8 protein-coding genes and 1 tRNA gene are annotated in these 15,468 nt (G+C 45.9%); 7 read left to right on the top strand and 2 right to left on the bottom strand.

Annotation, left to right across the window (positions count from 1 at the left end; all coding sequences use genetic code 11):
- Positions 1-70 precede the first annotated feature (70 nt).
- From ACDJ59_RS16250 to ACDJ59_RS16240, 3 genes are read left to right on the top strand one after another with little or no spacing between them, the layout of a single operon-like run.
- Entirely contained in the window at positions 71-844 is a 774-nt protein-coding gene (locus ACDJ59_RS16250; RefSeq protein ID WP_413404178.1) for a manganese efflux pump, read from the top strand.
- Between the two features lie 9 nt (positions 845-853).
- A complete protein-coding gene (coaE, locus tag ACDJ59_RS16245; RefSeq protein ID WP_413404176.1) occupies positions 854-1,450 on the top strand; it encodes a dephospho-CoA kinase in 597 nt (198 codons plus the stop codon).
- Complete coding sequence (locus tag ACDJ59_RS16240; protein ID WP_036609809.1) at positions 1,447-2,010, top strand: lytic transglycosylase domain-containing protein; 564 nt, start codon at positions 1,447-1,449, stop codon at positions 2,008-2,010. The genes coaE and ACDJ59_RS16240 overlap by 4 nt, the downstream gene beginning before the upstream one ends.
- A gap of 82 nt (positions 2,011-2,092) precedes the next feature.
- Here ACDJ59_RS16240 and ACDJ59_RS16235 read toward each other — a convergent pair whose 3' ends face one another.
- Positions 2,093-2,314 (bottom strand): alpha/beta-type small acid-soluble spore protein, encoded by a 222-nt coding sequence (locus tag ACDJ59_RS16235; protein WP_017689472.1) that lies wholly within the window; start codon positions 2,312-2,314, stop codon positions 2,093-2,095.
- A 116-nt stretch (positions 2,315-2,430) separates the two neighbouring features.
- Between ACDJ59_RS16235 and nrdR the strand changes: the two genes are divergently transcribed.
- A complete protein-coding gene (gene nrdR, locus ACDJ59_RS16230; protein ID WP_026081166.1) occupies positions 2,431-2,898 on the top strand; it encodes a transcriptional regulator NrdR in 468 nt (155 codons plus the stop codon).
- A gap of 185 nt (positions 2,899-3,083) precedes the next feature.
- A tRNA-Ala gene (locus ACDJ59_RS16225) sits at positions 3,084-3,156 on the top strand.
- Positions 3,157-3,392: 236 nt separating this feature from the next.
- Here ACDJ59_RS16225 and ACDJ59_RS16220 read toward each other — a convergent pair.
- Complete coding sequence (locus ACDJ59_RS16220) at positions 3,393-7,013, bottom strand: S-layer homology domain-containing protein (protein WP_413404173.1); 3,621 nt, start codon at positions 7,011-7,013, stop codon at positions 3,393-3,395.
- A gap of 421 nt (positions 7,014-7,434) precedes the next feature.
- Here ACDJ59_RS16220 and ACDJ59_RS16215 point away from each other — a divergent pair, with 421 nt between their 5' ends.
- Together ACDJ59_RS16215 and ACDJ59_RS16210 are read left to right on the top strand one after the other, a co-directional pair.
- The gene (locus ACDJ59_RS16215) at positions 7,435-7,992 is read left to right on the top strand and encodes a hypothetical protein (protein WP_413404171.1); all 558 of its coding nucleotides are present in this window, start codon (positions 7,435-7,437) and stop codon (positions 7,990-7,992) included.
- On the top strand, positions 7,929-15,461 hold the full coding sequence (locus ACDJ59_RS16210; protein ID WP_413404169.1) for an immunoglobulin-like domain-containing protein: 7,533 nt from the start codon (positions 7,929-7,931) through the stop codon (positions 15,459-15,461). Before ACDJ59_RS16215 ends, ACDJ59_RS16210 begins: the two co-directional genes overlap by 64 nt.
- The last annotated feature ends 7 nt before the right edge of the window (positions 15,462-15,468 follow it).

Raw genomic sequence — 15,468 nt, 5'->3', positions numbered from 1 at the left:
AAATAAGCGGGCGTATACCCATACTGGCATCTTCAGTTGGCACGAGTACCGCACAGAGGAGGAGTCCGGGGTGCTGCATCATTTTATTTCATTGCTGGCGCTTGCTTTGGCGCTTAGTTTAGATGGTTTTGGAGTCGGGATTACATATGGGTTACGGAGGACTAAGATTCCCCTGTTATCTATCGCTGTTATTTCGATCTGTTCGGGATTGGTTATTGCCTTGTCGATGCAAGTAGGTGTGTTGTTGTCCCATGTGGTGTCACCGGATATCGCTTCGATCGTGGGAGCCGTTATATTGATAGGTATTGGTGCATGGTCACTGTTGCAACTTATTCGAAAGCAAGGCAAAGAGCAGCAGGAAACAGACACTGGAACGGGTGGGGTAACAGAAGCAACGGTAACTGGGATGGGAGAAGCACGAGAGAGACTGTCGGATTCAAAGGGCAGGAATCAGGTGCTCGCGCTGGATCTGGAGCAGTCAGCTTCAAGTGGATCACTGGAACGAATGGTATTTACACTGGAGTTGCGCAAGCTGGGCGTTGTCATTCAGATCCTTCGCAGTCCCTCCAAGGCGGATATGGATAACTCGGGGAGTATATCTGCCCAAGAAGCGATGTGGCTGGGTATTGCCCTGTCTCTGGATGCGTTTGGAGCAGGATTGGGAGCGGCACTTCTGGGATTCCCTACACTATGGACAGCACTCATTATTGCACTGTTTAGTGGGGCGTTTCTGTCACTCGGCATGAATGTTGGCCTACGATTCTCAGCTCTGCGCTGGATGCGAAGACTGTCTGTATTGCCAGCGCTATTGTTAATGATTATGGGAATAATGAAGTTGTTATGAGGTGAAACGATGAATATAGGCTTAACCGGCGGGATCGCGACAGGCAAAAGCAGTGTTTCCGCCTATCTCGCCAGTAAGGGAGCGTTGCTCATCGATGCAGACGTTATTGCCCGGGAAGTTATGATGCCCGGGCATCCCGTGTTGGCCGCCGCTGTTAAGCGGTTTGGACAAGCCATACTGAACGAAGATGGAACACTGGATCGGAAAAAGCTTGGAAGTATTGTTTTTCAACAACCCGAGGAACGAAAGGCACTGGAGGCTATCACACACCCGGCAATCCGAAGAGAGATGCGCGAACGGGCTGCTGCATACGAACTGCAACATCCGGATAAACTTGTGGTGTCTGATATTCCTTTGCTCTACGAATCAGGTCTGGAGGACGGTTTCGAGGAAGTCATGGTTGTATATGTCCCGAGATCGGTGCAACGAGATCGCTTGATGAGTCGGGATGGAATGACTGCAGCACAGGCTGAGGCACGAATGGATGTTCAGATGGATATTGAGCGCAAAAAACAGCTGGCAGACATTGTCATCGATAACAGCGGCTTATGGCCTGAGACGGAGCAGCAAATTGACACATATCTACAGCGTAAGGGTTTGTTATGAGAATATTGCGTAAGAAACGTGTACTGCTCTTGATGTTTGTGTCCTTTGTACTGGTGTTATTTCTGAATACAAACTGGATGGCATGGTTCTATCCGATTCATTATAAGGAAGAGATCCGTGCCCAATCTCAGAGTTATGAGGTTGATCCGTTTCTGATTGCTTCCATTATCAAGGTGGAGACCAATTTCAAGACAAGCAAGGAATCCAAACGAGGTGCCATTGGGCTCATGCAACTGATGCCAGATACGGCGAATTGGATACTGGAGCAAGCCAAAATTCCCGACACTTCGCTGGAGGAATTGAAGCACGAGCCTGAACGAAATATTCAATTAGGCACATGGTATCTGCGGAATCTATCCGATCAATTCGATGGCAATGAAGCAGTTATGATCGCTGCCTATAATGCGGGACCAGGCAAAGTAAACAGTTGGCTAAGAGATGGTGTATGGGATGGCTCGTTCGATACGGTGAAAGATATTCCGTTTGGTGAGACGCGTCACTATGTACAAAGAGTCATTTACTATTATAATCAGTATGTAAAGATCTATAATACGTTCTAAGTATATAAGTAGAAGCACAGAGTAGGCCGGTTATTCACCGGCCGCTCCATGCTCCACTGTGTAACGTATTACGATGCAGATATTATTGGTATTGACCTGCCAATTGCTGTTCTGCAATTGTTACCAGACGCTTCGTGATGTATCCACCGATCGAACCGTTCTCGTAAGAAGTCATGTTACCTTGGTATCCGTCTTGTGGGATGCTGATTCCGAGTTCTTGAGCAACTTCATATTTCATTTGCTCGAGTGCTGCGGAAGCTTTAGTTACCACCAAGTTGTTGGAGTTACCATTGCTTTGTGCCATTGCTGTTCACCTCCTCGCGGGTTGGTAAAAGTATTATGTGTCGGCAATGCGTTTTTCATTACAAAATCAGTACAGGGAATATGTGGTAAAAAGTAAAACGTGGGAAGTGATCTGTTTTGAAGTGTCCTTATTGCGGTTATATGGGTACCAAAGTGCTTGATTCGCGTCCGGCCAACGAAGCAAAATCCATTCGTCGTCGCCGTGAGTGTGAGCAGTGTGCCCGAAGATTTACAACGTTTGAGATGATTGAGGAGACTCCACTGATTGTCATTAAGAAAGATGGCAGCCGGGAAGAGTTCAGCCGGGACAAGATTCTCCGCGGGCTTATTCGTGCCTGTGAGAAACGTCCAGTCTCCGTAGAGACCCTGGAGATGATGGTATCTGAAGTGGAGAAATCTCTGCGTAATACAGCCGATGCTGAGGTCGAGAGTCGCCAGATTGGTGAGTTATTGATGGAACAGCTGTTTCCAGTTGATGAAGTGGCGTATGTGCGCTTCGCTTCCGTGTATCGTCAGTTCAAAGACATCAATATGTTCATGAAAGAACTAAAATCCCTGTTGTCCAAAGACAATCTGGAGGATTAGTGAAGTGGGTACGGGGAGAAGAGCAGTCTGGGGTTCCAGTCCGTGTGTGCCAGTGAAATCGGTTGTTCTTCTCCAATCACTTTGGACCTTGAAAAAGTGATTGACAGCGAAAGCTGGATTTTATATGATATAGGAGTCGCCTGTGGAACGTTGCAGTGTTGGACAAGTTATCTATTTTATATCCTGGGGCCTTAGCTCAGCTGGGAGAGCGCATCGCTGGCAGCGATGAGGTCAGGGGTTCGATCCCCCTAGGCTCCATAGTTAAGAACGCCATCACATTATTGTGATGGCGTTTTTTTTGTGGTGAAATAAATCAGAACATGCATTAATTAATTAGAATTTTTTGGACTTGGGGACGAATATTCTAGATGCAAAAATAGAGGGTTTAAAGTCCTGACGTGGAGTTGTCAAAAAATGTGCAGTTTGAAACAAGGAGCCCCTTCCGGCTGGATATTGTCCAACCGGAAGGGGCTCCTTGTTTTCTGTATACGCTTTCACTTAGCCAGATATTCGACGAACCTTACAAAGATCGTGGCTACTTCGGCGCGGGTGGCGGTGGCTTTGGGAGCAAAGGAGTTGTCCGGCTTGCCTAGTACAATGCCGATGTCCCGCAGTGCCTGAACGGCCTCCAACGCCCAGGAGCTGATCTCACTCTCGTCCGTGAAGGACTTAGAGTGGCTTTCAGGTATCTCATAGCCCTTGTACTTCATGTAGTTGTACAGGATCACCAGCATCTGCTCGCGCGTCATCGGTGAATTGGGGTCAAACAGGTCTGCGTTTGTACCGTTGACTATGCCTTTTTCGGCCGCCCACTCGGCTGCTGCGGTGTACCATTGTCCGTCCGTCACGTCGTTAAAGCGGGAGCTCGTGTAGCTGGAGAGGTTTACGTTCTCAAGATTGGCTAGTACCTGCACGAACATTGCACGCGTCATTGCGGTGCCGGGTGAGAACGTTGTGGACGTCGTGCCGTTGAAAAGATCGTATGTGTAGGCGAAATTTATATAGCTGTAGAACCAGTCGTCCATGTTGGCATCCCTGAAAGGATTGACCGATATCACGAGGAAGCCCAGTGGGGTGGCGCCATCAAATGCCAGCTCCATACCCTCACGGATGTTCAGCGACATGCCGTTATCTAAGCTAACTTTTGCACCGCTCGGTCCTACCACAACCGCTCCGCCGCTCCGTATCTTCGATCCGCCGTGAATATCCACACGGTTGCCGTTTGGCAGGCCCACATGCGCGTCTTTGCCGCCTACTGTAACCGTACCGTCGCTCGCGATCGTCGAGCCGCCCGAAATGGTTACTATGCTGTTGCCGCCGGGTAGTGTCACTTCGGCGCTCTTGTCTGCCGGAATGGTTACCTTACCGTTTGAGTCTATCGTTGTGCCTTCGGGTACCTTAATCTTGGTCCCGTCTTTGGTCGCAATCTCGCCGCCACCGGGGAGGGTGGTGTTGCCGTTTTTGTCTGTGACCGCGGGTTTATCCTTCGGTGTATTCACTGTGTAGGTCGACTTCAACGTTCCAGCGTCTGTCCCGGTGCCCGTATTGTCGGTGTTGCCCGTATTACCGATGTTGCCGGTATTTCCGGTGTTGCCCGTATTGCCGCCAGAATCAGGCACAGTGGGAGTCGTCGTCTTCATCGGCGTCGTCGTAGCACTTATCTCCGCGCCGTCGCCCTTCGCGTTCATCGCGATGATGGTGAAGTTGTAGCCTTGGCCGTTTGTCAGGTTCTTAAAGGTATATTTGGTCTCCGTCGCATCCAGTGTGACCGGCGTCACGTTGCCATACCATACCTTGTAGCCCAAGATCGCACTGCCACCGTCGTCAGCAGGGGCGGTCCAGCTCAATGTGACCTGTCCGTCACCGGCTGTCGCCTTGAAGCCGCTCGGAGCACTGGGCACGACCGGTTTTCTCTGCGCGAACATCCAATCAAAGACGTCTGTGTAGTCATTGTTCCAAGCTGGCAAGTTAGAGGACTGCGCCGTGGGAGCTATGCTCCAATTCCCCATAGTTATCTCGTTGTAAAGAACCGCCGCTTCAACTTCGTGGGCTATGTAATCAGCCAGAACAGGTGTGTTGGCCGGATTTGGCCTCAGATTCGGCTGATCAAATTGATTGTAGGGCCACGTAAGAACCTCATTGCTCTCAAAGCGCGAAGCTCTCGCGTTGATCATTTTCGGCATATTGTTATTGATGAAGTTATTGAGGTTAGTCTGGTAGCTTCCAACATTATGAGCATTTAAAAACATCCAATAGGCTAGATTGTTGTGAGCGTCGTTGTCCTTAGCATTCGGTGAACCGCTTACCGGGGCCATAGGTGCGGCGGCGGCGAAGAAACCAGGATGGCTGTTAACTAAGTTGTTTGTATACTGGCCGCCCCATGAGAAGCCCGCCGCGTAAACACGATTAGGGTCTACTTCGCCGCTGGCAATCAGGGCGTCTATGACCTTTTTAACATTCTCTGTTGAGGGAACAGATACGCCATTATAGGAAATATTCAGTACATGGCTGGCGTACTTGTCAGGATTTTTCTCCATTTTTTTCATTAGAGCGACCGAGCCGTTGGCGGATTTCATGGCGGCTTTTTGGTCTGTCGCAGCGTTTGTGCCGCCACGTGACATGCCGTGGGTATAAACATACAGCGGCAATCCTTTGATCACTTTACCGTCTTCATCCTTGTGAAGATAGAGCGAGCGATTGACCGAATTGTCCGTGAATGTTGTAAACTTGTCTAGGATCGGATTCACAACTTTTTCCTGTTCAAAAACCACGTTGCGAAGTGGACTCCCCTCTGTCAGTACGATCTCTCCATTAGGGACGATGCTGTAAACCTGTTTTGTCGAGTTACTGCTACCATCCAGCGTTGTTTTGCCGCCGCTTGCTGAATAAAACTCAGACTCAACTACGATGTAACGGCCACTTGCCAGTCCGTCCTGATAATCCGGTGAATTGCTTACCGGCCCCAGATAGCCGCGTACCTTCGGTTCGTCATTAGCGTATACCCTTGTGATCTTGCGCGTTCCTTCAAAGGTCACCGCCTCGCCGTTCAGGGTTGTGTTCCTGGCTGACAAGGTAAACAAGCCCGGATTAAGCTCGGAGCCTAACGCTGCCTTCCCCTCGCCTAAGTCGATGATGACAGCCGTTGTGTACTCGCCACTGGCGAAGTTGTCATTCCATACGATAAAGGGAAGCAGCCCCGCGTCCGGATCATTTTTGAATGTTACGTGAATTGTATGGTCAGCCTCAATATTCGAAAAGGTATAAGTGCCAGCAGATAGAGTCACGGTCTCGCCGTCTACCGTTACAGTATCCACCATTTTGCCGGAATCGGGGGTAAACGTAAATTCTTTGTTAGAGTCCCTATCTACTCTCAGAACATCGCCGGGTGGGTTCGGCGTTATTCGGCCGCCTGGTCCCGCAGTGGCGGTGATTGAGAATCTGGTGTCCACTTCATTGGCTAAAGAGAGCTGCAGGCTGTCTGTAAAAGAAGCAGCGCTGGTGTATGCCGCGTCCGGATCTCCGAAACTGGAAACGACTTCGTAGCGGTCACCGCCCTTTTCCGTCGAGTTATTAATATAAACCTCAAAGGTAAGCTTGCCCTCCTCCAAGGTCAAGGTTCTTTTGGGTATTCTCATCTCCACGATATATCCTGTTTCCGTGATCTGGGTCCATGCAGCTCTGCCCGGAGCGGCCTGCCCTGAGAACACGCCCGTCGCGCTGACGCGCCATTGGTTTGAGCCTCCGGTTCCGGTGCCGACATAAAACTCCAGGCTGTCGTACTGGTGATCTCCGCCAGCTCCCTGATATAGATTACTGTCATTCACAACTACTCGGGAATATAGGTAGTCATGGTCCCAAAGGATTTTGGCTGTGCCCGTGGCATGGGGTCTGGGATCGGCGGGCACAGTGCTTTTGTTGATGTGATGCTCCATGGTCTGGCCCCAGAGTGGGTCGTTTGACCCGAGTTCGGGAGTTCCAAAAATGGCGGTGGGTGTTTCATTCGCTACTGTGTTCTCGATGTTGTCAGTGGCGGCGGCATAGCTGGTAGGCATTAGCGACGCCACCATTACCAAGCAACAGAGGAACGCGAGCATTCTGCTAAATCGTTTTGGCATAAATGAAAATCCTCCTTATTTTCCGATCCGGTGCGCCCATGGCTTACCGCATCATATTCGGACACGTTGTCCATATGACAAGCGCCCAACTATATATATTATGTTTATCAGGCGTTCAATCCTTTAATTTAAACATAGCGTATATTTAGAATGAAAACGATTACTTCGAAGTATAGGGATAGTGTTGAAGTTTGCGTGAATTGCAATAAAAAAATCCACCTTATGAACAAGATACTACATTGAATTGGAAGTGTTGAAGACGTAATATGAGAAGAAATGTAAGCGCGTTCTTTTTTTAAAAAAACGTATCTCTATTTCCTTGAGCGAGGTGGTCTGGTTTTAAAGGTGAGAGATATGGGTTGTATGCTTCTGAAAATTAATCGAAGGGAAGAATGCTATGCGGAAGCAAATTACAATCCTAATGTTAGTTTTACTTATGACCTTCAGTAACTGGTTTAATCTTGTTCTGCCATTTAGCAATCAAGCTTCAGCGGACACAATAACACCAACGATGTTGGCGCATTATCCATTGCTTGAGGATGTACAGGATATATCAGGTAATGAACAGCATGGAACGGCCGTAGGAAACATTACGTACACGGATGGTCTCACTTTACCTGGGGGAACAGATAGTAATACAAACTACGTTCAGCTTCCTACTGGTTTGTTTGACAATCAAGAAAATACAACGATATCTGTATGGATCAAGAGCAACACTGGAAGTGGGAACTACTCAGCGTTATTCTACGGTACTCCAGCAGCTGGAAATAACTTTCCAACGAATTACTGGATGTTTAATCCATCGAATCCAAGTGGTGATTTTAAGTCAGTATTTACGAATAACAATAATGTTGACCAGCCTTGGACGACTGAGGTAGGGGTATCAGGCACTTCAACGACACCGTACGAAGGTCAATGGGTTCACTATACGACGGGGTTATTACAGAACGCTCTATTACAGGTTACATTAACGGTGTAAGTATAGGCACGACCGCCAAAGAGAAAACAACAGCAAGTTTTGGTACGGATTTGCATGCTTACATCGGTCGCTCCAATTATTTAGGGGATGCTACTTTTGCGGGCAGCTTTCAAGATTTAAGAATTTACGGAGAGGCACTAAATAATGAAGATATCGCTGTAGTATATGAACAATCGTTTAATGAAAAGCAAGTACAACAAGGCAAAGTAGAGCTAACGTTAGGTGATATATCGGCAGTTACAGAATCTCTTGAACTGCCTACTGAAGATAAGAATGGCGCAATGATCTCATGGACTTCTAGTGATGAGAGTGCGATTAGTTCAACTGGGGAAGTGTTCTTACGAGAAATGGAGCAACAAGTGACGTTAACTGCAACCATTTCTTTGGGTGGAAGCCAGGCAACGAAGGAGTTCATTGTTACCTTACTACCTAAGGATGACTCTGTTGAGCAGATTGCCGTTAAGAATGTCTTGCTTAATGAACCTACAATTATTTTATCAGTGGGGGACAGCGAGACATTAGTGGCTACTATTTCACCTTCAAATGCAACGAATAAAAGAGTTATCTGGACATCTAGTGACTCCAGTGTAGCGATTGTCAATTCAACGGGTAAAGTTACAGCTGTTAGTGAAGGTACAGCCACAATTACGGTACAGACTGAAGATGGAGAGTTTACAGCTACATCAACCGTTACCGTTAAGGGGAAATCGCTAAAAGATGATCTTATTCTTCATTACAACATGAAGACAACTGAAGAAGTAGACGGTCAACTCGTACTGAAGGATGTTGCTAATAAGGCAGTTACATTTGACGGAATATTTAGAAATCCAAACAATGGACAATTCATTTCAAACAGTGAGGTTGGCTTTGTTTCCTTCAATGGTGGAAGCTCTACATCTAATAGTGGGCATGTTGAGATTCCTAAGGGCTCAAATGGACTAGATCTACTATACGGTCTGAATGAGATTACAGTATCTTCAATCGTGAACTGGACGAATGATGGGACGAATCGCTGGATCTTCGGTTTGGGTACTGTATTAACACCAGAAACGAACAAATATTTCTTCGTAACACCACGTCACGGTAGTGGATCAGGTAATATGATTGCTACAGGTATCTCTAAAAATGGCTGGCCGAACGAAGCATTAGTTACAGGTAGCGCAAACTCAAACCTTATCGGTGGGCAGTGGAAGCATGTAACGGTGTCCTTGTCCGAAGCTAGCAATAGGATAACGTTATTCGTGGATGGAGCTAAGGTTGCTTCGGGTAATGCAAAGGGACTAAAGCTGTCAGAAATTATTAATCCGGATGCTACTTTCTCTGGCTTTATCGGTAAATCAATCTTCTCAAACGATCCATACCTTCAAGGTAACGTAGCTGATTTTCGAGTATATGATCGCGCGTTGACGGAGCAAGAAGTAGGCGAGTTATATCAACAAGAAGGAGCAACTCACATCTCAAAAATACGTCAGCTCACTGTTGATGATGCAGCGAATCAACTTAACATCAGTCGTTACTTAGGTGAAGGCGATAAGAGTACCGATAAGATAACGAGAAACGTTGCATTACCAACAAGCGGTAAAAACGGCGTGAGTATTACTTGGAGTTCTAGTCATCCTACTGTCATTTCTAACCATGGCACTGTACAACGTCCAGCTGTTCAAGCAGGTAATGTTCAGGCAGAGCTTACGGCTACTTTAACGTATCAAGGCGTATCAACTACAGCTGTATTCCCTGTTACGATCTTGAAGCAATTCGATGATCAGCAGAAGGTTGATCTGGACGCTGAACAAATAGAGATCTACAATGCTGACAACATTAAAGGTAACTTACGTCTTGTTGCTACAGGTGAACAAGGCTCCACAATTACATGGTTATCTAGCAGACCGGCAGTTGTGAAAGGAACGGCTGAAGCGGCTGGTAATGCTACACAGCTAGGCTGGGTAAGCCGTCAAGCTACGGATACACCCGTTACGCTAATAGCTACAATTACGAATGGTGCAGCTTCTAAACAGCTTACGTTTAACGTTACGATTAAACAAACAATTACGCCAGTGCAGCATGATGCTTACTTCTTTGCGTACTTTACAGGTGAATATGAGGGTGGTGAAGAGATATCCTTCGCTACAGCTGAAGATCCATTGTTCTGGAAAGGGTTGAATAACGGTAAGTCGATCCTTCAATCTGATATGGGTGAAAAAGGACTTCGAGATCCATTCGTTATTCGGTCACCAGAAGGTGATAAATTCTATATGCTGGCAACCGATTTGAAAATGGGCGAAAGTACAAATTTCGACCAAGCTCAAATTACGGGTAGTCATTACATGATGATATGGGAGTCGGAGGATCTCGTTCATTGGAGCGAGCAGCGTATGATCGAGGTTGCTCCTAAGACTGGAGGAAATACGTGGGCACCAGAAGCTATCTATGATCCAGTAACTGGAGAGTATATCGTATTTTGGGCATCATCGATGAAAAACACAGAGACATATGGTGATTATAATGGAAGACCTGCAGGTCAGTACAATGTGATGTACTACGCAACAACAAGAGACTTCTACAACTTCTCTGAGCCAAAGGTCATGATTGATGAATCACTTCCGACCATTGATACAACGTTTATTGAGCATAATGATATGTTGTACCGATTCACCAAATCAGAAGTGAATACTAAAGTGTATGTGGAGAAAGCACCAACTTTTTACTATGACAAGGACGGTATTGCAGCAAACGGCCTTCAATACGACGCTGTTCCGGGTACACGTGATAATAAACTTGGCTTGATCGGAAATAATGGCAACAACGAAGGGCAAACGATTTTTAAGGATAATAATAAAGACCAATGGTATCTGTTCCTTGATTCATGGCCATATCATGTCCGATATACAACAGATCTGGATAGTAGTATGCAATATATGAACAATGTACTAAGTAGTGATAAATATGCACTTCCGCCAGGACCACGACACGGAACCGTAATTCCAATCTCACGTGCAGAGTATGATGCTTTGCAAGAGAAGTATGCCTGGAAAGGTCCAGCACCATCAACAGACCCGGTTGTACATTACTCATTCGATGCAAATACAGTGAATGGTACAACGGTGAATGACATTTCTGGCAATGGTCATCACGCAACACTAGTAGGTGGAGCAACGATTAATGAAGAGGATCGTATCGGTAAAACGGGTGGTGCACTAGAGCTTAATGGATCAACAGGATATGTGAAGCTGCCAGATAACTTGATTCAATCCTTGAATCTTGAGAAGGCTACGTTCTCTACATGGGTTCAAATGGACAGAAATCAAGCAAATCAAAGAATATTTGATTTTGCTTCCGACACAGGCAGACAGGTTAACCGCAACACCATGTACTTGAGCACACAAGGTGATACAGGTAGTCTAGAGTTCGCTGTCGTAACCCCTTTTACAGAGAAATTTAGCAATGACAGCACGCGACTGGGATCAGAATATAAATATACGGTGAGAAATTCTGGACTATTACCAACGAAGACTTGGCAGCATGTTGCAATTACAATGGATGAATTTGATGCAGTATTGTATGTGAATGGTCAAGAGGTTAAACGTAGCTCGACATTTAACGTTGAGCCGAGAATGTTACTGGAAACAACGATGAATTATATTGGTAAATCGAGAAACAGCTCTCATAGTTTATTTGATGGTAAATTTGATGATTTCCGTATTTATAATCGTGCATTATCCGTTGAAGAGATTGCAACATTAGCTGATGAAGACGTTACTCCTCCAGTAGAGCAGCCATCTGGGGCAGAGCTCATTCTTCACTACGATATGAATGATATCGATGGTGCGACGGTTATTGACCAAACAGGAAACTTCAATGGAAAATGGATGAATCCGTCTAAAGCAGAATGGATTCGTACACAAGATGCTGGTGTACTAAGCTTTACTGGTGGCACAACTAACTCTTATGTAGAACTGCCACAAGGAGTTCTCGATGGTTTAACGGATATGACTGTTTCATCCATTGTGAACTGGAGCGGTAAAAACGCTGCGGAGTGGTTATATGCATTAGGAAGACCAAATAATAATACACACTATACGTATTTCACACCACGTTATAACGCTAACGGTCTGGCTCGCCTAGGTATCGCGACGAATGCTTGGAACAATGAGTCTTCAACTTCTACCACAGGCTTAAAGAATAATGAATGGAAAGTCGTTACGACTGTTGTTTCAGGCACGGATGGTACACTAACGCTTTATATCGATGGTGTTGCTGTTGCATCAGGCTCAACGAATGGAATGACACTAGAACAAATAAAAAATACTTCAGGCAGTAGTGGAACCATCGGTAAGTCATTCTATACAGCTGATCCATACTTCGGCGGGTTGATTGCAGACTTCCAAATCTATGATGGTGCTATGACTGCGGCAGATATTACATCACTTAAGGCTCATGCAGATCAGAAGATTGCTTTGATGGAGGGCATGCTTGTATCGGCTGCGACAGAGAAATTAACGATTCATGATCTTCTTGCTTCTAATGCATCAAAAGATGCGATTATAAGCAATGTAACATTGCCAACATCAGGTGCTTATGGCACGACAATAAGCTGGACTTCAGATAAGGGGAATGTCATCTCAACTACAGGTGCCGTAACCAGACCAGCTAACGCAACAGGTGATCAAGTTGTAACGTTAACAGCAGTATTTACAGATGGTACAGAGACAGTTAACAAAACTTTTCAGTTGACGGTTAAGGCATTGCCAAACGATGTCACTTCTGTAGATGAAGCAAAAGCAGCACTAGTCGTTCATAACATTAATGATGTAAGAGGTCATATCGCACTACCAACATCTGGTCTATATGGAACAACAATTACTTGGGCTTCTGCACAACCAAACGTCGTTTCAGTTACTGGAGAAGTAAAACGTCCGGTACACGGTAGTGGAAATGTAGATGTGAAGCTTACAGCTACGATTAAGTTGAATTCAGCATCCACTACGAAGGAATTCATTGCGAAGGTGAAGGAACTGCCTGCTGATGAAAAATATGCGGGATACTTTTTCACATACTTCACTGGAGAAGGTACTTCAACAGGGGAGCAAGTTCACTTTGCACTAAGTAACGGCAATGATCCGTTGAACTGGCGAGAATTGAATAATGGTAAACCTGTATTGACCTCTACATTAGGGGAAAAGGGTGTACGTGATCCGTTCATTATTCGTTCGCCTGAAGGTGATAAGTTCTACATGATCGCTACCGATCTGAAAATTAACGGCAATGGTAACTGGGGCAGAGCACACACATGGGGCAGTCGTTCCATTATGGTTTGGGAATCTAATGATCTAGTCAACTGGACAGATCAACGCATGGTAGAGGTTGCACCGGAAGAAGCGGGTAATACATGGGCACCAGAAATTATGTACGACAACACAACAGGTGAATATATCGTATTTTGGGCATCAAGAATGTTTGATGATGTATCCCATACAGGTGATGCTTATCAAAAAATGATGTATAGCAAGACAAGAGATTTCTATACGTTTACTGAACCGCAAGTATATCTGGATTATGGATATTCAATCATTGACACAACGATGATTGAGCATGAAGGAAAAGTGTATCGCTTTACGAAGGATGAGCAAAACAACGGAGATTCTGCTCCATTTGGCAAGATGATCTTCCAAGAGGTGGGTGACTCGATCTTAGATCCAACCTTCAAGATGATTAATCAAGGCGTTGGTAACATCAAATGGGTTGAGGGTCCAACGATCTTCAAATCGAATACCGATGAAAAATGGTATTTATTCGTAGATGAGTTTGGTGGAAGAGGTTATGTTCCATTCGAAACAACTAATCTTGCATCAGGTGCCTGGACATTATCTTCCAACTACAAGTTACCAGCTAGTCCGCGTCACGGAACAGTAATTCCAATTACACAAAGTGAGTATGATGCACTCAATGGGAAGAACGTACCCGTTAGCGGAATTAGCTTGGACAAAACAATGTTTTCAATCGTAGAAGGTCAATCAGGGCAATTGACAGCTACGGTAACACCAGCTAATGCAACGAAAAAAGCAGTAACATGGAGCTCAAGCAATACAGCTGTAGCCACTGTAAGTGCGACAGGTCAAGTAACAGCGGTGGCACCAGGAACAGCAAGGATTACAGTAACTACAGTGGATGGTGGTTTATCATCAAGCGCTACGGTAACGGTAACACCATCGGTTGATGGAACACCACAAGCACCAAGCAGTGGTAATGGAAATGGTGGCGGTGACGGTAACATTCCTGCACCTACAGTACCAACAGCTCCAGGTGGAAATGAGCCAGTGGTCATGGACAACGGCCAAATACACATTAAGCCGGTTGTAAATGAGAGCGGTGCTTCTAAAGTGAAGTTAAGTGCGGATACGGTGAAGCGTGCGCTTGATCAAACGACAGGCGGTAAGCTACACATGCAAGTTGAAGCTGATGCAAGCATGAACGGGCTAACGATTGAGCTAGCAGTAGATCCGCGCTTAACAAGTGGAGCTTCTATGGTAGATCGCATCGAGATCAACACAGGCTCTGCAGTCGTAACAGTGGCAACCGAACTGCTTGGAACAGGAACAAGTGCAGGGAAAACGTTAGGATTGTCGATTAAGAAAATCGCAGCTAATCAATTGCCAGCTGGCGCACAAGCTCAGCTGAATGGTGAGGTCGTATACGATATTGAGCTAACGATTGATGGTAAGAAACTTACAGAGTTTGATGGCAGAGATGATCTCGTGATTGAATTGCCATACACACTAAAGGCTAACGAAAATCCAAACAACGTCGTTGTATACGATGTGAAGGACAACGGAGAGCTAAGAGTGGTGACGAATGGTAAATACAATGCAGCGACAGGAAAAGTAGAGTTCAAGCCAACGTATCTAAGCAAGTATACGGTAGCGTATGTTGCAACGAGCTTTAAGGATGTGAATCAAGACTGGGCGAAGGACGCGATCTCAGCATTGGGAGCAAGAGGCATTGTGAAGGGTGTAGGCAACGGCGAGTTTAATCCGAATGGTCAAGTGACAAGAGCAGAATTCATCACCATGCTGATGAAGTTGTTTGAACTATCGGATGAGTACGCAACGACAAGTTTTAGTGATGTGAAGCAAGGAGAATGGTACCATGGAAATATCGCAACCGCGCAGAAGCTGGGGATTGTGAACGGGAAACCAAATGGACGATTCGGAGTTCATGAGAACATTACGCGAGAAGATATGGCGGTTATGGTATACAAGGCGATCCAAATTAAGCAACTAGCGTTAGCAAGTGGTGAAGCTACAGCCTTCAAGGATGAAGCAAACATCGCAAGTTATGCGAAGCAAGCGGTAGAGGCAATACAGGGAGCAGGCATAATAAATGGTGTAGGTAACGATGAGTTTGCACCGAAGAAGAATGCTAGTCGTGCAGAAGCAGCAGTGATGATCTATAATTTGTTGGGTTTGATGTAGACACGTT

Source organism: Paenibacillus amylolyticus, assembly GCF_047302515.1.
Taxonomy (GTDB): Bacteria; Bacillota; Bacilli; order Paenibacillales; family Paenibacillaceae; genus Paenibacillus; species Paenibacillus amylolyticus_G.
The sequence above is the reverse complement of the archived record's forward strand: the minus strand, read 5'-3'. Positions and strand labels throughout refer to the sequence as shown.